The 17935-nt window shown below is 67.2% G+C and carries 15 protein-coding genes and 1 pseudogene; 15 read left to right on the top strand and 1 reads right to left on the bottom strand.

The window, feature by feature from the left end:
• The first annotated feature begins 50 nt into the window (after positions 1-50).
• Positions 51-2000 (top strand): putative bifunctional diguanylate cyclase/phosphodiesterase, encoded by a 1950-nt coding sequence (locus tag AC1DKV_RS27685; RefSeq protein ID WP_441650213.1) that lies wholly within the window; start codon positions 51-53, stop codon positions 1998-2000.
• A 52-nt stretch (positions 2001-2052) separates the two neighbouring features.
• Here the strand turns inward: AC1DKV_RS27685 and AC1DKV_RS27680 are convergent, their stop codons facing one another.
• Positions 2053-2805 carry a hypothetical protein gene (locus AC1DKV_RS27680; protein ID WP_441650214.1) on the bottom strand — a complete coding sequence of 251 codons (753 nt, stop codon included), beginning with the start codon at positions 2803-2805 and terminating at the stop codon, positions 2053-2055.
• Between the two features lie 471 nt (positions 2806-3276).
• Between AC1DKV_RS27680 and AC1DKV_RS27675 the strand changes: the two genes are divergently transcribed.
• The 14 genes and pseudogenes from AC1DKV_RS27675 to AC1DKV_RS27610 all read left to right on the top strand — a co-directional run bounded on the left by AC1DKV_RS27675 (position 3277) and on the right by AC1DKV_RS27610 (position 17897).
• Entirely contained in the window at positions 3277-3660 is a 384-nt protein-coding gene (locus AC1DKV_RS27675) for a response regulator (protein ID WP_441621919.1), read from the top strand.
• Between the two features lie 169 nt (positions 3661-3829).
• Positions 3830-4306 (top strand): chemotaxis protein CheW, encoded by a 477-nt coding sequence (locus AC1DKV_RS27670; protein ID WP_477138411.1) that lies wholly within the window; start codon positions 3830-3832, stop codon positions 4304-4306.
• Between the two features lie 46 nt (positions 4307-4352).
• Complete coding sequence (locus AC1DKV_RS27665) at positions 4353-6002, top strand: methyl-accepting chemotaxis protein (RefSeq protein ID WP_477138410.1); 1650 nt, start codon at positions 4353-4355, stop codon at positions 6000-6002.
• Between the two features lie 271 nt (positions 6003-6273).
• Entirely contained in the window at positions 6274-8085 is a 1812-nt protein-coding gene (locus tag AC1DKV_RS27660) for a methyl-accepting chemotaxis protein (protein WP_477138409.1), read from the top strand.
• A gap of 93 nt (positions 8086-8178) precedes the next feature.
• Positions 8179-8913 carry a DUF4088 family protein gene (locus AC1DKV_RS27655; RefSeq protein WP_441621927.1) on the top strand — a complete coding sequence of 245 codons (735 nt, stop codon included), beginning with the start codon at positions 8179-8181 and terminating at the stop codon, positions 8911-8913.
• 435 nt (positions 8914-9348) lie between these two features.
• A pseudogene (gene flhD, locus AC1DKV_RS27650) lies at positions 9349-9660 on the top strand (flagellar transcriptional regulator FlhD); the annotation flags it as partial.
• Positions 9657-10262, top strand: coding sequence for a flagellar transcriptional regulator FlhC (flhC, locus tag AC1DKV_RS27645; protein ID WP_477138408.1), 606 nt, complete (start codon positions 9657-9659; stop codon positions 10260-10262). The pseudogene flhD and the gene flhC, both read left to right, overlap by 4 nt.
• Before the next feature lie 435 nt (positions 10263-10697).
• Complete coding sequence (gene motA, locus AC1DKV_RS27640) at positions 10698-11561, top strand: flagellar motor stator protein MotA (RefSeq protein WP_477138407.1); 864 nt, start codon at positions 10698-10700, stop codon at positions 11559-11561.
• Positions 11562-11579: 18 nt separating this feature from the next.
• Positions 11580-12602 (top strand): flagellar motor protein MotB, encoded by a 1023-nt coding sequence (gene motB / locus AC1DKV_RS27635; RefSeq protein ID WP_477138406.1) that lies wholly within the window; start codon positions 11580-11582, stop codon positions 12600-12602.
• Between the two features lie 59 nt (positions 12603-12661).
• The gene (cheA, locus tag AC1DKV_RS27630; RefSeq protein WP_477138405.1) at positions 12662-14671 is read left to right on the top strand and encodes a chemotaxis protein CheA; all 2010 of its coding nucleotides are present in this window, start codon (positions 12662-12664) and stop codon (positions 14669-14671) included.
• A gap of 21 nt (positions 14672-14692) precedes the next feature.
• Positions 14693-15187, top strand: a complete 495-nt coding sequence (locus tag AC1DKV_RS27625; protein WP_477138404.1) for a chemotaxis protein CheW — start codon at positions 14693-14695, stop codon at positions 15185-15187.
• Positions 15188-15239: 52 nt separating this feature from the next.
• On the top strand, positions 15240-16142 hold the full coding sequence (locus AC1DKV_RS27620) for a CheR family methyltransferase (RefSeq protein WP_477138403.1): 903 nt from the start codon (positions 15240-15242) through the stop codon (positions 16140-16142).
• Complete coding sequence (gene cheD, locus AC1DKV_RS27615; RefSeq protein WP_477138402.1) at positions 16142-16792, top strand: chemoreceptor glutamine deamidase CheD; 651 nt, start codon at positions 16142-16144, stop codon at positions 16790-16792. The genes AC1DKV_RS27620 and cheD overlap by 1 nt, the downstream gene beginning before the upstream one ends.
• A gap of 22 nt (positions 16793-16814) precedes the next feature.
• Entirely contained in the window at positions 16815-17897 is a 1083-nt protein-coding gene (locus AC1DKV_RS27610; RefSeq protein WP_477138401.1) for a protein-glutamate methylesterase/protein-glutamine glutaminase, read from the top strand.
• Positions 17898-17935: the final 38 nt, after the last annotated feature.

The following is a 17935-nucleotide window of genomic DNA, read 5'->3' as shown; positions in this document are numbered from 1 at the left end:
CTTCGTCGCGCCATTTTCGCCCCCAATTTTTGCGCAGCTTGCTTATTGACATGAGTGCTAGCCTTCTGCTGCTCGCTGCCCTCTCCGGCCTCGCGGTCGGATTGGGCATTCGCCCAGCCAAGCCGGACCGGGAGCTGGCGCGCGGCCCCGCCAGGACGCTGCATTGGGCGTTCCTGCTGCTGTCGCCTGCCTCCGTGGGCCTGCCGCTATGGGTCGCCCTGGGTTCCGGCAGCCTGCGCGTGACGCGCGAGGTGTCGCAGACCGCGGCGGCCCTGGCCGTGACCGCCGCGCTGACGCTGGCGGTTCCCTGGCTGCGCCGCAAGCTGCCGATGCTGCGGGCCGGAGCGTTGCTGGGCATGCTGGCCGGCGCCGGCGTGGTGGTGGCCGCGGGGGCCCGCCTGAGCACCTTGTGCAGCGACACGTCGCGCCGCACCGCCCTGTGCGGCGATGCGGGCATCGTCATGCAGCCAGCCTGGCTGGCCATGGGCGCGCTGCTGGCGTTGCCGCTCGGTTTCTTCTGGCTGCGCCGCGCCAACCTGCGCGGCTGGCGGCTCGCCAGCGCCAATGGCTACGGCGCGCCCGATGCCGGCGGGCTGGAGGACATGCCGGACGAACCGCCCGTGGGCACGTCCAGCGGCGGCGCCATGCCGGTGCGCCGCCGGGGCCGCATCCCGGGCCGCCTGACCGTGCGCACGACCGCGCGCGGACAGGGCACGGTCGGCGAGTACAGCGTCAGCACCGACCTGCCGGACCGCGCCGCGTTTGCGCGCTGGCTCGACCAGTCGATCGCGCAGGCGCGGCTGGAAGAGACCGGCTGCGCCGTGCTGCTGGTGCATATCGCCGATTTCCGCGAAGTCGACGAAGTCTTCGAGGTACGGGCTGACGATATCCTGGCCCAGGATGCCGGCGCCCTGGCGCAGGCCGCGCTCGAGCCACACGATTTCCTCGCGCGCCTGGCGCGCGACGAGTTTGCCGTCGGCGTGCCCGAACTGGTGCATCAGGGCCGCGCCAATGAGCTGGGTTCGCGCCTGCTGGGTTCGCTGGCGGAGTTTGTCGCCGCCCGCGGGCTGCAGATGCAGATCGGSGTSAACATCGGCATCGCCATCTAYCCGCGCGACGCMCAGACCTCCGAAGCCCTGATGCAGGCCGCGCGGGTGAGCCTGAGCGAAGCGCGCGAAAGCGGCTCCAACCAGGTGCGCGTGTTCAATTCCGCGGCCGGCGAGCGCGCCCGGCGCATGCGCGTGATCCGGCGCGACCTCTGGCTGGCGATCCAGGACGACGGCCTCTCGCTGCAGTACCAGCCCAAGTTCGACGTGCGCCAGCGCACCGTGGTGGGCGCCGAGGCGCTCTGCCGCTGGCGCCACCCCACGCTGGGGCAGGTCAACCCGGCCGAGTTCATCACCGTGGCCGAACAGTCCGGGCAGATCGACAAGCTCGACGACTGGGTCATCGCCACGGTCTGCAAGCAGATCCGCCAATGGCAGGACGCCGGCATCCCGACCGTCCCGGTGGCCATCAATGTCTCGGGCCTGCGCTTTGCCAGCCGCGATTTCCCGCAATACCTGCTGGAGCAGATCCACCAGCACGACATCCCGCCGTCGGCGGTCACGCTGGAGATCACCGAGACCGCCGCGATGAAGGACATCGCGCAATCGCTCGAGACCCTGGTCGAGCTKCAGGCGCTCGGCATCCATGTGGCGCTCGACGATTTCGGCAGCGGCTACTCCAGCCTGGGCTACCTCAAGCGGCTGCGCGTGGGCACCCTGAAGATCGACCGCACCCTGATCGGCGGGCTCGACATGGACGCGCAAGGACGCGCCATCGTCGGCTCGATGGTGGCGCTGGCGCATGAACTGCGCATGCGCGTGGTGGCCGAAGGGGTCGAGTCGAGTTCGCAGCTCGACATCCTGGCCGCCATGGGTTGCGACGAGGTGCAGGGCTACCTGCTGTCGCATCCGCTCGACGCCGGCAGCTTCGCCGGTCTGCTGGCGGGCGCCTGAACCGCCAAGCGGCAGCGCTGGTGTCTTGCGTGCTTGTGCCGCTGAGCGCCGCTCAGCGCCGCGGCGTGTACGGCTCGGGCAGCGAGCCACCGGGCGGGAACAGGGCCAGCACGCGGGTGAAGCACCCGCTCTCGGGCACCAGCAGGGCAAAGCGGGTCTCGCAGTGATGTCCTGTCACTGCGCCCAGGCGCCGCAACTGCTCGCTGCATTGCACCAGCGACGGCAACCCGCGCGGCAGGTAGATGCTGGCCAGCAGGGCCTCGGGCTCGATGCGCGTGCGCCCGTGGAAGCGCGCCAGCTGCATCAGCAACGCATCGGACATGCAGGACTCGCTGCTGGTATCCAGGTGCAGTGCGAGGCCGAGCGCGTCGCGGCTCGCCAGCGTCTGCACATCGCGCCACGACAGCGGCATCGGGCCGTCTCCCAGCACCGGCGCGAACAGCACCGAAGCCAGTAGCTCCAGGGTGTGCGGCAACGCCTGCGCGGTGGTCGGCACGATCGGCCCGCAGCCGGTGGCCGCGGCAGCGGTGCCATCGACCAGCACGGTGAGCACCAGCCGCTCGGGGTGGCGCAGCGAACGAAGGCGCTGTGCCAGCGTCGCGCCGATCTGCCGCTCGGCGATGACGATCTGCGCATCGGCCGGCTGGCGCGGGCGCCGCGACAGCCATTGCAGCCGACCGTCAAAGTCAGGCAAGGACGCCAGCAACACGTCCGGTGCCCCCTGCACGAGCACCGTGAGCTTGTCGGGCTGGCGCGCGTCGGGAGATTCCCGCTGGTTCCACGGGGGGGCTGGCAAGTTCGACATATGACGTTCCGATGGCTTTGCGGTGCCCGTTCGCGGTGACGCAGGCCTTCGCCTTGGCCGTCCAGGAGCGCGGCGCGGCTTGGAGCGGGCGCCGTAGTATGCCGGCTCAGCGACAAGCTGCTGCACCCCATGCAGGTAGGGTAAGCGCAATTCTGGCGATCGGTTAGGGCTGATGGACGGGGCATGGCCGCTGGCGCAACCGCGGCGCGATGGCCAGCCGTGATGATCGGTCGCCGGCACGCGCATCGGGCCTACGGATTTCGCCGCCGCTGCMGATATGCCCCGAGAGGGGCGCCGTTTKCACCGGCCATGCCGGCTTGMGCGCGGCGCCTGCTTCAGCCTCGTCGCCGGCGCGTGCGAAAACGCGCGCGGCGACMGCCGGGCCCACGCCGCCCGGGGCAAACGAACACTGGTCCACCGCGCCAGGCAGCGCGCCCGTGGGCTCACCATCGTGCTGTCAACGGAGCCGCCATGTCTTTGCCTCATATCCTTGTCGTCGACGATTCTCCCTCCCTGCGCCGCATGATCGGCGCCTGCCTGCGCGCGGGCGGCTACGTCGTCACCGAAGCCGCCGATGGCGACGAGGCGCTGGCCCAAGCGCGGCAGGCATCCTTCGGCATGCTGGTGACCGACCAGGTCATGCCGGGCACCGATGGCCTGACCCTGATCCGCACGCTGCGGGCCACGAGCGCCTATGCMGCCATTCCCATGCTCATGCTCACCACCGAGGTCGACAGCCACGTGCGTGAGCAGGCACGCGAGGCCGGCGCATCCGGCTTCCTGGCCAAGCCGTTCGATCCCGATCAGCTGATGGAAGCCGTCGGGGCGCTGCTGGACCCCACCAAAGTAGGGTGAATGCATCGGTATTGTTACCCTTCAGCCACGTCCCCGGCTGCCGTTAAGCAGTAAACGATATTCGTGCCTCGGCGCCCGCCGGGTCTCGGCCAGGCTGCCCGCCCGCGGGCGGGCCGGCCGTGGCTTTGGTCGCACCGCAGGGCCGGACTTGGCAAGCGGGAGCCAGTAAATGAAGAACGGGATCAAGACGGAAGGCGCAGGCGAGGAATTCCTCGCCTTCAGGCTGGGTGGCGAGGAGTACGGCATCGACATCCTCAAGGTGAAGGAGATCCGTGGCTACGAGAACGTCACGCAGATCGCCAACGCGCCGGAGTATCTGAAAGGCGTGATCAACCTGCGCGGCATCATCGTGCCGATCATCGACCTGCGCATCAAGTTCCGGCAGGCCAAGATCGACTATGACCAGTACACGGTCGTGATMATCGTCGAGCTGCACGAGCAGACCACCGGCATCGTGGTCGACGGCGTGTCCGACGTGCTGACGCTGGGCGCCGGCGAGATCCGGCAGGCGCCGCAACTTTCCGGCGAGACGGAGTACATCCGCGGCATCGGCTCGGTCGAGAACCGCATGCTGATCCTCGTCGATATCRAGAAACTGCTGGACACCGAAGAGCTCGCGGCGCTTGAAGCAGCCGTGGCCGCCTGACGCGGCAGCGATCCACGCCAGCCCGATCCACGCAGTTTTTCCACACATGCGAAACAACCAGCCAGTAACGAACCGCKAGTACAAGCTCTCGCCCGACGACTATCTCATCTCCCGGACCGACCTGAAGGGGCGTATCACGTTCGCCAACCGCGCCTTCATCGAGGTCAGCGGCTTCGCGGCGGAGGACCTGCTCGGCGCGGCGCATAACCTTGTGCGCCACCCCGACATGCCGCCCGAAGCGTTTGCCGATCTCTGGCAAACCATCCAGGCCGGCCGCTCCTGGGTTGGCATCGTCAAGAACCGCCGCAAGGATGGCGATTTCTACTGGGTGAACGCCACGGTCACGCCGACCGTGATCGACGGCCAGCTGGTGGGCTATACCTCCGTGCGCGCCACGCCGCAGCGCGAACAGGTCGAGGCGGCCGAGGCAGCCTATGCCCGCCTGCGCGAAGACCAGGGCCGCCGGCTGACGGTTCGCGACGGCGCCGTGGTGCGCCGTGGCCTGCCCGGCCTGATCGGCAGCCTGCGCAAGTTCTCCCTCAGGCGCCGCATCCTGGTGTCGCAGGCATCCGGGCTGGTGTGGTTCCTGGCCGCGCTGGTGGCATTCGAGCTGCTGGCGGGCGATGCTGGCGCGAGCGCGCTGCGGCCATGGCTGTGGAGCGGCTTCGCGCTGGCGGTGGCGTCATCGTTCATCGCTGGCTCGCTGTTGCTGGCACGGGTGAACCGGCCGGTACGCGACATGCTGGACTTCGCGCTGCGCATGGGCGCCGGCGACCTCACTACGCACCTGGAGTACCGCGCGTCCGACGAGGTGGGCGCACTGGCGCGCGCCATGCGCACCATGCAGCGCAGCCTGCTTTCGGTGGTCGGCGAGATCCAGGAAGGCATGTCGAGCATCTCCTCGGTCACACGCCAGGTAGCCGCGGGCAACAGCGACCTGTCGCAGCGCACCGAGCAGCAGGCGGCCTCGCTGGAAGAGACCGCGTCGAGCATGGAAGAGCTGACCAGCACCGTGCGCCAGAACGCCGACAACGCGCGCCAGGCCACCGGGCTGGCGGCCAATGCCTCGGAGACCGCGGTGAAGGGCGGCGAGGCAGTGGGCCGGGTGGTGCAGACCATGGACGAGATCACCGAGGCCTCGAAGAAGATCGTCGACATCATCGGCGTGATCGAAGGCATTGCCTTCCAGACCAACATCCTGGCCCTGAACGCCGCGGTGGAAGCCGCGCGTGCCGGCGAGCAGGGCCGCGGCTTTGCCGTGGTGGCCGGCGAGGTGCGCGGGCTCGCGCAGCGCAGCGCCAACGMCGCCAAGGAAATCAAGACCCTGATCGGCGAGTCCGAAGCGCGCGTGGCCAATGGCTCCGCGCAGGTGGACCAGGCCGGCAAGACCATGGGCGAGATCGTGCAGGCAGTCGAGCGCGTGACCGGGATCATGAGCGAGATCAGCGCGGCCTCGGCCGAGCAGAGCTCGGGCATCGAACAGGTCAACGAAGCCGTGGCGCAGATGGATCAGGTGACGCAGCAGAACGCGGCACTGGTGGAGCAGGCCGCGGCCGCGGCGGGTTCGCTCGAAGACCAGGCCGCGCGCCTGCGCGACACGGTGGCCACATTCCGCGTCAGCCTGCGCCCGGAGGCGCGGCCCGTGCGTGCGCGCCACGAGCCGGCGCCGGGTGAACATAGGCTGGCGCGAGCCTGAGGTGCGCAGGCTGCGGKGCCGGGCATCGTGCAGGCAAGTCAGGGCAAGCGAGTAGCAGGCGAGTAGCAGGCAGTGCATTGAAGTAGCCGGCAATACTTGGACGGCCAAGGCAGACCGCCCGGCACCGGCCCAGTGTCTCCGGCTGAGGCAGTCAGTCTGAAAACATCTGTTCTAGAAAATAATAGCGCCCGCCGTCTGCGCTCGCCGGCATCCGCCGGCCCGGACAGGCAAGGCGCCTGGTCAAGTCATTCAGAGAAAAGAGGTAGTCGGCATGCAATGGTTCAATCAGCTGCGCGTCACGACCAAGCTGGTCGTTGGCTTTCTGGTCGTGTCGCTCATCGGCGCTGTGATGGGTCTGCTCGGCGTCATCAACATGGGTCGCATGGCCGACTGGACGGGCAAGATCTACCACGGCGACCTGCAGGCGCTAAAGAGCGTGCAGGGCGCCAATATCGACCTGCTCTATTCCAGCCGCGCGCAGATCGCGCTGCTGTCCGCATCGACGATGGGCGAGCGCGCCGCCGAGAAGGATCAGATCGAAAAATCGCTGAACGCGCTCGAAGAGCGCGTGAAGGGTGCGCGCTCCATGTTCACGCAGCCCGAAGGCCAGGCCTTGGTCAAGCAGATGGACACGCTGCTGCCGGCCTACCATCAGCGCATCAACGCCTATGTGGCGCTGGTGGGCAAGCAGCCGCTCGATACCTCCCAGTTCGAGAGCCAGGTGTTCAGCGAAAGTGCTGACCTGATCAAGGAGAGCCGCGCGCTCGAAGACGTGATGGCCAAGATGGTCAAGCGCCGCGATGACCGCGCGCTGGCCAATATGCAGGAAGCGCGCGGCGTCTATGAGGCTTCGCGCCTGTGGATGCTGGGCCTGGTGCTCGGCGGCCTGGCCGTTTCCGTGGCGCTGGGCGCCTTCCTGGCGCGCACGTTGTCGCGCCAGCTTGGCGGCGAGCCCGGCTATGCCGCGGCCATTGCCGCGCGCATCGCCGGCAGCGACTTCTCTGGCGAGGTCAAGCTGCGCAGCGGCGACAAGACCAGCCTGCTGCACGCCATGAAGCAGATGCAGCAGCAGTTGTCGGCCACGGTGCGTGACTTCAAGGAGTCGGCCGAGTCCATCGCTTCCGCCTCGCGCCAGATCGCCGCGGGCAACAGCGACCTGTMGCAGCGCACCGAGCAGCAGGCGGCCTCGCTGGAAGAGACCGCGTCGAGCATGGAAGAGCTGACCAGCACCGTGCGCCAGAACGCCGACAACGCGCGCCAGGCCAGMGGCCTCGCCGCCAACGCTTCCGAGACCGCGGTGAAGGGTGGCGAAGTGGTCGGCCGCGTGGTGCAGACCATGGACGAGATCAACGATGCTTCGAAGAAGATMGTCGACATTATCGGCGTGATCGAAGGCATTGCCTTCCAGACCAACATCCTGGCGCTGAACGCCGCGGTGGAAGCCGCGCGTGCCGGCGAGCAGGGCCGCGGCTTTGCCGTGGTGGCTGGCGAAGTGCGCAGCCTGGCGCAGCGCAGCGCCAACGCCGCCAAGGAAATCAAGGGCCTGATCGGCGACTCGGTGGCGCGCGTGGAGAACGGCTCGGCGCTGGTGGACCAGGCTGGCAAGACCATGGGCGAGATCGTGCAGGCAGTCAAGCGCGTGACGGACATCATGGGCGAGATCAGCGCGGCCTCGGCCGAGCAGAGCTCGGGCATCGAGCAGGTCAACAAGGCCGTGGCGCAGATGGACGAAGTCACGCAGCAGAACGCGGCGCTGGTAGAGGAAGCCGCGGCCGCGGCAGGGTCGCTGGAAGACCAGGCCGCCCGCCTGCAGGCTTCGGTGGCCAGCTTCCGCCTGGMCGACGTGCAAGGCGCCGCCGGCAGCCGCGTGGAAKCGCCGCGCGCCAGGGCGGCGGCGGTATCGCGGCCGGCGCGCATCGAACCGAAGGCCCCGGCGCCCGTCCATTCGGCCGGCAGCGAGGCAGAACCTGCMGTGGCGGACGAGAAGGGGGCGCCGGCCGCCACCGTGCGGGCCGCCACCGCGCGCGCTGCGCGTCCCGCCGCGATGGCGACGTCGGACAGCGGCGACTGGAGCGCATTCTGAGGMGAGGCCTCTTCGAGGCGGCGACGCATCGCCTGATGCTGCCGGCATTGCCGGCAGCGCCGCTTTTCTGCGCCAACGTCAGCACTGAACCCCATGACAACGGAAATCTCCCTCGCGCTGTCCGCAGAGACAGCCGCMAAGCTCCGCGCCGAGTTCGACCACTTCGTCAAGCTCTCCACCGGGCTGGACCACGAATTCACGCCGCCGGACTATGACGATTTCCTGCGCGCGCGCCTGCTCCACCACGATGGCCCGCTGACCGAGCGCGCCGTCACGCGGCTGCTCTCGGGGGGCGAGTACGCATGGGCCAAGCGCGTCTTCAACAAGCAGCTGCCCAACGCCATGGCCACGCTCATGCGCGACGCGCAGCGCTTCGGCTACGGCCTGGCGGTGCGCTACGAATGGACGCCCCAGGAGCGCCTCGCGCACGCCCGGGAGTGGTCTGAGCAGATCCTGGAGGACGCCGGGGCGGACCTGGCCTTCACCGAGCCCCTGGCGTCGCAGCTGGCCGGCTCCGCGGTTGATATCCGATCGCTGGAGGAGCAGATGCAGACGCCCGCATGGCGCGTGGCGGAGAGCCTGCGCAGCCGCGCCTACGACGTCCTGTACCGGGTGCAGACCGAGCGCGGAGCGGGCGCGGCACGCGCCCGCCTGGGCGAACTGCGCGCGCTGCTGGCGCTGGCCATGGACTACGGCACGGTGAGTGCCGAGGAGGCCGAGCGCGTCATGGAGCAGGTGGAGCAGACCTGCCCGCATCTGTTCCGCGAGGAGCCCGACGACCTGTTTGCGCGGGTGGCCGCATGGCTGCGGCGCGCACTACTGCAATGAGCGTTTTCGCGTCAATAGAGGAATGCGACTACAAGCCTCGTGGGGCGCATTTTGCACCCTGCGGCGGGTGGCGTCCGGCGCATTTTAGACGTTTTCCTCTGTTACAAACCAGTAACAGATTTGATGCAAATCACATGACGAATCTGTGACTTGTTACAAACTTCGTGTCCCATGTATGTTTCATGCGACATTTGCTTACCCCAACGTAAGGGGGGATTGGCAGTCTGGTCCAATTGCCGATATAACTCTCACAGTCCTACTTACACTCTGTAACACTTGTAACGTTTGAGATAAGTCTGACCGAGCGCAGTTCCTTAGTCGTACGCAGTACCCGTCGAACACGCAAGCAAACGATMTGGTCGCCTTCAGCCTTCGGCTGCGGGTAAGCGCCGGACAAGCGGTCGAAGGGTTTTTGGTAGCKGGGAAAAATTKGAAAGCAGTGAAGTTCTCCAGGAGATCAGGGAGGTCAATCTCGCCTATCTGCTGCTCGCGCAACGCCTGGTGCGCGAAAACCATCTGGAAKCCATGTTCAGGCTCGGCGTCAGCAAGGAAATCGCTGACATCCTCGCCAAGCTGACACCGGCCCAGCTCGTCAAGTTGGCAGCGTCCAACATGGTCTTGTGCCGTTTCCGGTTCGACGACCATGCCTTGCTGTCGACGCTCACCCATACGGCCAAGAGCCATGATATGCAGCAGATCCATGCTGCGATCCTGCTCGCACGGCAGCCCGTGGAGTCGCTCAATTGACCGCGCTCCTGCAGGCCCAGCCCGCCCGGAGTTTCACGGCCACTCCAGTCCCAAACCGCAAGAGCGTGCTGCAGGACGCCAACCAGACCCAGCTCGCCATCGAGCTGATCGGCCTGGGTGCCCGTCTTCAGGTGCTCGAAGCCGAGACCACGCTCTCGCGCGACCGGTTGATCCGCCTCTACAAGGAGCTGCGCGGCGCCTCGCCGCCCAAGGGCATGCTCCCGTTCTCGACCGACTGGTTCACCACCTGGTTGCCGAACATCCATTCCTCGCTGTTCTTCTCGGCCTATCAGTTCATGGTCCAGCAGGGCGAGACCGCCGGCATCCGCGCGGTGGTGGCGAGCTATCGGCTCTATCTCKAGCACGTCTCGCTACTCGGCAGTGAAATTGTCTTAAGTTTCACCCGTGCATGGACGTTAGTACGGTTTTTCGAGAGCAACATGCTGCAGCTTTCCAGCTGCACGTGCTGCGGCGGCCAGTTCGTGACACACGCCTACGAGCCGCATGCGAACTTCGTATGCAGCCTGTGCCGGCCGCCGTCGMGCGCCGGCAAGGCCAAGAAGCTCCCGAAGGACGTCGCTCCCACGCAAGTCGTTGCCTGACTGAGGCGATTCGGTAKAGACATCCCCGGACGGCYCGGGCAGGGTTCCTGCCCGGCCCGCCYGCGGGAATCCTGCGGCCGTGCGCCGCGGATGCCACAGGTACGGCATTCGCGCGCACGACCCGTGGCACACCCTGAAGCGTACCCACGCCGCGCACGGGCCATCGCGGGAACTCGCGAGAAAACTCAAGCTTATTCACCGGATTGTCGATATTCGCGTTGGAAGATCATCAATGCCGTATCAATAGGTCTTCAAGTCTTGCCGTCTCAAGTCGTTAATCCATAGGACTGCAGGGCTTCAGGGCTCCGGATCCCGGAGTCCGGGGGCGGCGTACGTGGTTGCTGGGTCTTGCCAGGGCAAGCGGTCCTTCCTCCTCTCCCGGAGAAGCGGCCCTTGTGCATGCCTGACGCGTGTTTTACTGACGGGGAATCGATCGTGCTAGTTGTAATTGGCTATGTTGTCGTGATGGTGGCGGTGCTTGGTGGATATGCCATGACCGGCGGCCATATGGGCGCGCTTTATCAACCCGCAGAGTTTGTCATCATCGGCGGCGCGGCTGTCGGTGCGTTCATCAGCTCAAACAACGGCAAGGCCATCAAGGCCACCATGCGTGCGTTGCCGACGCTGTTCCGCAGCAGCAAGTACAGCAAGGCGCTGTACATGGAAGTCATGGCACTGCTCTACGTGCTGCTGTCCAAGGCCCGCCGCGAAGGCATCCTGTTCCTCGAGAAGGAGATCGCGGATCCGGCCGCCAGCAGCGTGTTCAGCCAGTACCCGCGCATCCTCGCCGACCCCGCGATGATKGAGTTCCTCACGGACTACCTGCGCATGATGGTCAACGGCAACATGAATGCCTTCGAGATCGAGGCCCTCATGGACCACGAGATCGAGACCTACCGCCACGAAGCAGAAGTCCCCGCTCATGCGCTGGCGCGCATCGGCGACGGCCTGCCCGCATTCGGCATCGTTGCCGCCGTCATGGGCGTGGTGCATGCGCTGGGCTCGGCCGACCTGCCTCCGGCGGAACTCGGCGCGCTGATCGCCCATGCCATGGTCGGCACCTTCCTCGGCATCCTGCTGGCCTACGGCTTCGTCTCGCCGCTGGCCGCGCGGGTCGAGCACCAGGTGGCCGAATCCATCAAGATGTACGAGTGCATCAAGGTCACGCTGCTGGCCTCGCTCAATGGCTACGCACCGCTGGTGGCCGTGGAGTTTGGCCGCAAGGTGCTGTACTCCAGCGAACGCCCGTCCTTCCTCGAGCTGGACGACCACGTCCGCGAGGTCAAGAGCATCACCTAAGCGGCAGGAGCTACAGCGATGAGCAGCGCCCATGATATGCGCCCGATCGTCGTCCGCAAGTCTCGCGGACACGCCAAGCCGCACGGTAACCACAGCTGGAAGATCGCCTACGCCGACTTCATGACGGCGATGATGGCCCTGTTCCTGGTGCTATGGCTGCTGCGTGCGTCGACGCCGAAGGACCTGGTGCAGCTGGCAGAGTATTTCCGCACGCCGCTGAAGGTGGCGATAGCGGGGGGGAACAAGAGCAGTCTTTCCTCCAGCGTGATTCCCGGCGGCGGGCTCGACATCACGCGGCAGGACGCCGAAGTGCGCAAGACCCCTGAAGACGCCACGGAAAAGGCCAGGGAGCGCAGGGAAGGCGAGCGTCTGCGCGCGCTCAAGAACCGCCTCGAGCAGATCATCGAGAACAATCCGGTGCTGCGCCAGTTCCGCCCGCAGCTGCTGCTGGACATCACCAGCGAAGGCCTGCGCATCCAGATCCTGGATACGCAGAACCGSCCGATGTTCCGCACCGGCAGAGCCTCGGTGGAGCCGTACATGCGCACCATCCTGCGCGAGATCGGCCCGGTGCTCAACGAGATGCCSAACAAGGTCAGCCTGTCCGGCCATACCGACGCGGCCAACTACTCGAACGGCGAGCGCACGTACAGCAATTGGGAGCTGTCTTCGGACCGCGCCAATGCCTCGCGGCGCGAGCTGATCGGTGGCGGCATGAACGAAGGCAAGGTGCTGCGCGTGATCGGCCTGGCCGCGACCATGCCGCTGGACAAGAAGGACGAGCTGGCGCCGGTGAACCGACGCATCAGCATCGTGGTGCTCAACCAGCGCGCGCAGGCGCGGATCGAGGCAGAGAATGCCAGCGCCGCCGAGGTCTCGGTGGCGGCAAAGGCAGGCGAGGCAGGCGAGCAAATGCAGGCAGGCCTGGCGGCCGCCTCGGCGCCCGCCGCGGCAAAGGCGGCTTCGGCCCCGGCAACGGMGCAGGGCAAGGCGGCACAGGCCCCCGCCTCGGCCCCGGCCGGCAAGGGCAGTGTTCAATGAAGTCCGCCCGCCATGCCGGCGGCGGTCTTCGCAGCGAATTTCAGTGAGCCAGGACGGTTATGTCTGTCGATATCGATATCACACAGTTCTACCAGACCTTCTTCGAGGAAGCGGAGGAGCTCCTCGTGGAAATGGAGCAGCTGCTGCTCGGGCTGGATCTCGAATCCCCCGACGCGGAAGAGCTCAACGCGATCTTCCGCGCGGCCCACTCCATCAAGGGCGGCGCGGCAACCTTCGGCTTCGCCGCCCTGACCGAGACCACGCACCTGCTGGAGAACCTGCTCGACCGCACGCGGCGGCGGGAACTCGCGTTGTCCCGCACCATCATCGACACCTTTCTGGAAACCAAGGACGTGTTGCAAGATCAGCTCAACGCCTACCGTAACGGTACCGAACCCGATCCGGGAACGCTGGCGCGTATCTGCGCCGTCCTGCAACAGCTGGCGCACGAAGCCGCCGGTGGCGCACCCGCGCACGCCGCGGCTCCCGCTCCRGCCCCGGTAGCGGCGGCGCCTGCGCCGGCGGCCGCGGGCAGCGGCCTCAAGGTGACGCTGATCAACGTCTCGGCGGCGGACCGGGCCCTGCTGCGCGACGAACTTGGCAACCTTGGCGAGATCACCGGCCAGCAGGAAGAGGGCGGCAACCTGAGCGTATGGTTGTCGAGCCAGTGCAGCGCCGACGACATCATCGCGGTGTGCTGCTTCATCGTCGACGGCGACCAGATCGTCGTGGAGGCAGCCGGCGCGACGCCGGCTGCCGAAGCCACTGCAGCCGTTGCCGCAGCGCCGGCTCCGGCACCGGCTCCGGCCGCCGCCCCGGCGGCGGCGTCCGCGCCGGCAAAGGAAAAGGCCAAGGCTCAGCCTGCCGCCGCCGCGCATGCGCAGGAGTCCGGCTCCATCCGCRTGCCGACCGAAAAGGTCGACCAGATCATCAACCTGGTCGGCGAACTGGTCATCACGCAGTCGATGCTGGCGCAGACCGCCTCGGCGCTCGACCCGGTGCTGTTCGACCGCCTGTTCTCCGGCATGGGCCAGCTCGAGCGCAATGCGCGCGACCTGCAGGAAGCGGTGATGTCGATCCGCATGATGCCGATGGACTACGTGTTCTCGCGCTTCCCGCGCCTGGTGCGCGACCTTGCCGGCAAGCTMGGCAAGCAGATCGACCTGGTCACCTTCGGCAAGGCCACCGAGCTCGACAAGAGCCTGATCGAACGCATCATCGACCCGCTCACCCACCTGGTGMGCAACAGCCTCGACCACGGCATCGAAACGCCGGACAAGCGCGTTGCAGCCGGCAAGGAGCCGACCGGCCAGCTGATCCTGTCCGCGCAGCATCATGGCGGCAACATCGTCATCGAGGTCAGCGACGACGGCGGCGGCCTGCGCCGCGACAAGATCCTGGCCAAGGCCCTGCAGAGCGGCCTGCCGGTATCGGAGAACATCAGCGACGAAGAAGTCTGGCAGCTGATCTTCGCGCCGGGCTTCTCCACCGCGGAAGCCGTCACCGACCTCTCCGGGCGCGGCGTCGGCATGGACGTGGTCAAGCGCAACATCCAGGAAATGGGCGGCCATGTCGAGGTCACCTCGCGTCCGGGCCTGGGCACCACTACCCGCATCGTGCTGCCGCTGACGCTGGGCATCCTCGACGGCATGTCCGTCAAGGTCGGCGCGGAGACCTTCATCCTGCCGCTGAACTGCGTGATGGAATCGCTGCAGCCCAAGCCCGAGGACGTGCACACCGCGGCCAACAACGACCGCGTGATGCACGTGCGCGGCGAATACCTGCCGCTGCTGGAGCTGCACCGCGTGTTCAACGTGGACGACGCCGTGCAGGAGCCGACGCAGGGCATCGCCGTGATCCTGCAGGCCGAAGGCAAGCGCTTCGCGCTGCTGGTGGACCAGCTCATCGGCCAGCACCAGGTGGTGCTGAAGAATCTCGAAACCAACTACCGCAAGGTGCCCTGCATCTCCGCCGCCACCATCCTGGGCGACGGCAGCGTGGCACTGATCGTGGACGTCGGCGCGCTGCAGCGCACCGGCGTGCGCCGCCAAGACCCGGTACTCGCTTAACGCTCAGGAGAACAAGACATCATGGCCGGCATCGGACACATCGATACCCCCGGAAGCGAAGCCGCGGGGCAGGAATTCCTGGTTTTCACGCTGKGGAGCGAAGAATACGGCATCGACATCCTCAAGGTGCAGGAGATCCGCGGCTACGACGCGGTCACCCGCCTGGCGAACGCGCCCGATTTCATCAAGGGCGTGACCAACCTGCGCGGGGTGATCGTGCCGATCGTCGACCTGCGCCTGAAGTTCCGCCTCGGCAACGTGCGCTACGACCACCAGACCGTGGTCATCATCCTCAATATCGCCGGGCGCGTGGTCGGCATCGTGGTGGATGGCGTGTCGGACGTGCTGACCCTGACCGGCGAAGCCATCAAGCCGGCGCCGGAGTTCGGCGTGTCGGTCTCCAACGAACACCTCACGGGGCTCGGCACCGTGGATGGCCGCATGCTGATCCTGATCGACATCGAGAAGCTGATGACCAGCGCCGAGATGGAACTGGTCGAGGCCGAACTCGCCTGAGCGCGGCCACACCCATCGTATCGAGCATCAAGCATCCCGTATCAGGCATCACATGACGCAGCCTCGCCMCACCGCCCTTGCCGCCGGCCTGCCGCTGGCGCAGCCCGCTTCGCCGCGGCGCGACGAGCCGCGTGATTTCCTGCTGACCGAACGCGACTTCGAGAAGATCCGCGCGATGATCCATCGCCGCGCGGGCATCTCGCTCGGCAGCCACAAGCGCGAGATGGTGTACAGCCGCCTCGCGCGCCGCCTGCGCACGCTGCAGCTCACCGATTTCGGCACCTACCTGGCCATGCTCGAGGAGGACGACCGCTCGGACGAGTGGGAGTTCTTCACCAATTCKCTCACCACCAACCTGACATCGTTCTTCCGCGAGGCGCATCACTTTCCCTTGCTGGCCGAACATGCCAAGAAGACCGGGCGGCCTTACTCGGTGTGGTGCTCGGCCGCGTCCACCGGCGAAGAGCCTTATTCCATCGCCATCACGCTGGCCGAAGCGCTGGGCGACCGTGCCGGCACGGTCCTGGCCACCGACATCGATACGCAGGTGCTGGCCAAGGCCCGCGCCGGCGTCTACACGGCCGAGCAGGTCAGCAAGCTCTCGCCCGAACGGCTCAAGCGCTTCTTCCTCAAAGGCACCGGCCAGCGCGCCGGCGCGGTCAAGGTCAAGCCGGACCTGGCGGGCACCATCGACTTCCAGCCGCTCAACCTGCTGGCGCCGGACTGGGGCATCCGCGAGAAGTTCGACGCGATCTTCTGCCGCAACGTGATGATCTACTTCGACAAGCCCACCCAGGGCCGCATCCTGGAGCGCTTCGTGCCGCTGCTCAAGCCGCACGGACTGTTGTTCGCGGGCCATTCGGAGAACTTTTCCTATGTCACGCGCGCGTTCCAGCTGCGCGGGCAGACCGTCTACGAGCTGGCGCCGCCGTCGGCCCGGCTGGGAGGTTCGTGATGCGCACGCCCCAGCTCCCCGAAGCGATCGCCACGCGCAGCTACTTCGACCGCGAGTTCGGCAAGCAGGCCATCAAGCTGCTGCCCAACKAGTACTACGTGACCCGCGAAGACGTGGTGCTGACCACCGTGCTGGGTTCCTGCGTGGCGGCCTGCATCCGCGACGAGACCGCCGGCGTGGGCGGCATGAACCATTTCATGCTGCCGGACGATGACGGCGCCGCCGGCGCCGACCGGCTGCTGTCGGCGTCMATGCGCTACGGCAGCTATGCGCTGGAAGTGCTGATCAACGAGCTGCTGAAGATGGGCGCGCGCCGCGAGCGGCTCGAGGCCAAGGTGTTCGGCGGTGGCGCGGTGCTGGCCAACATGACCACGCTCAATATCGGCGACCGCAACGCCGAGTTCGTGCTCAAGTACCTGAAGACCGAAGAGATCCGCGTAGCCGCGCAGGATCTGCGCGGCCCGCACGCGCGCCGCGTCAGCTACTTTCCGTTGACGGGACTGGCGCTGGTGCGCCGGCTCACTCGCCAGGACGACCAGGTGGTGGTCGAGCGCAACGAGCGTGCGCTGGCGCGGGCCATTGCCACCGCACCTGCCAGCGGCGGCGCCGAACTGTTTTCCAGGCGTGCGCCCTCGGCTGCCGTCTCCTGAACCGACAAGGATTTTTCCAGACATGAGTGCGGCCAAGATCAAGGTATTGTGCGTGGACGATTCCGCGCTGATACGCAGCCTGATGACCGAGATCATCAATAGCCAGCCCGACATGGAGGTGGTGGGTACCGCCCCCGATCCGCTGGTAGCGCGCGATCTGATCAAGCGCCTGAACCCGGATGTGCTCACGCTCGACGTGGAAATGCCGCGCATGGATGGCCTGGACTTCCTCGAGCGCCTGATGCGCTTGCGCCCGATGCCGGTGCTGATGGTGTCCTCGCTGACCGAGCGCGGCTCGGAAATCACCATGCGCGCGCTGGAGCTGGGCGCGGTGGATTTCGTCACCAAGCCCAAGCTCGGCATCCGCGACGGCCTGATGGAGTACACCGATACCATCGCCGACAAGATCCGCGCCGCGGCGCGGGCGCGCCTGCGCACCGCTCAGGCCGCGCCGGCGGGCGGCGGCACCACCGAGCCGGCGGCGCCGATGCTGCGCAGCCCGCTGCTGWSCACAGAGAAGCTGATCATCGTGGGCGCCTCCACTGGCGGCACCGAGGCGATCAAGGAATTCCTGATGCCGATGCCGCCGGACTGCCCGGCCGTGCTGATCGTCCAGCATATGCCGGCCGGCTTCACGCGCTCGTTCGCGCAGCGCCTGGACGGCCTGTGCCGCATCACGGTCAAGGAAGCGGAGCACGGCGAGCGCGTCTTGCCGGGCTACGCCTACATCGCGCCGGGCGATTCGCACCTGCGCCTGGCGCGCAGCGGGGCCAACTACGTGGCCCACCTGTCGCAGGAGCCGGCGGTCAACCGCCACCGGCCGTCGGTCGAAGTGCTGTTCGACTCCGCCGCCCAGCATGCCGGCAAGAACGCCATCGGCGTGATGCTGACCGGCATGGGCCGTGACGGCGCGCAGGGCATGCTGCGCATGCGCGAGGCCGGCGCCTACAACCTGGCGCAGGACGAGAGCACCTGCATCGTATTCGGCATGCCCAAGGAGGCGATTGCCGCCGGCGGCGTGCATGAGGTAGTGCCGCTGCACGCGATGAGCCAGCGCGTGATGGCGCGCCTGGCGACCTTCGGGACGCGCGCGCAGCGGGTTTGACCGGGCACAGGCGCCTGCCGGATCCACGCGGAGCGGCG

This window comes from Cupriavidus sp. 05T41 (assembly GCF_056396525.1).
The sequence above is the reverse complement of the archived record's forward strand: the minus strand, read 5'-3'. Positions and strand labels throughout refer to the sequence as shown.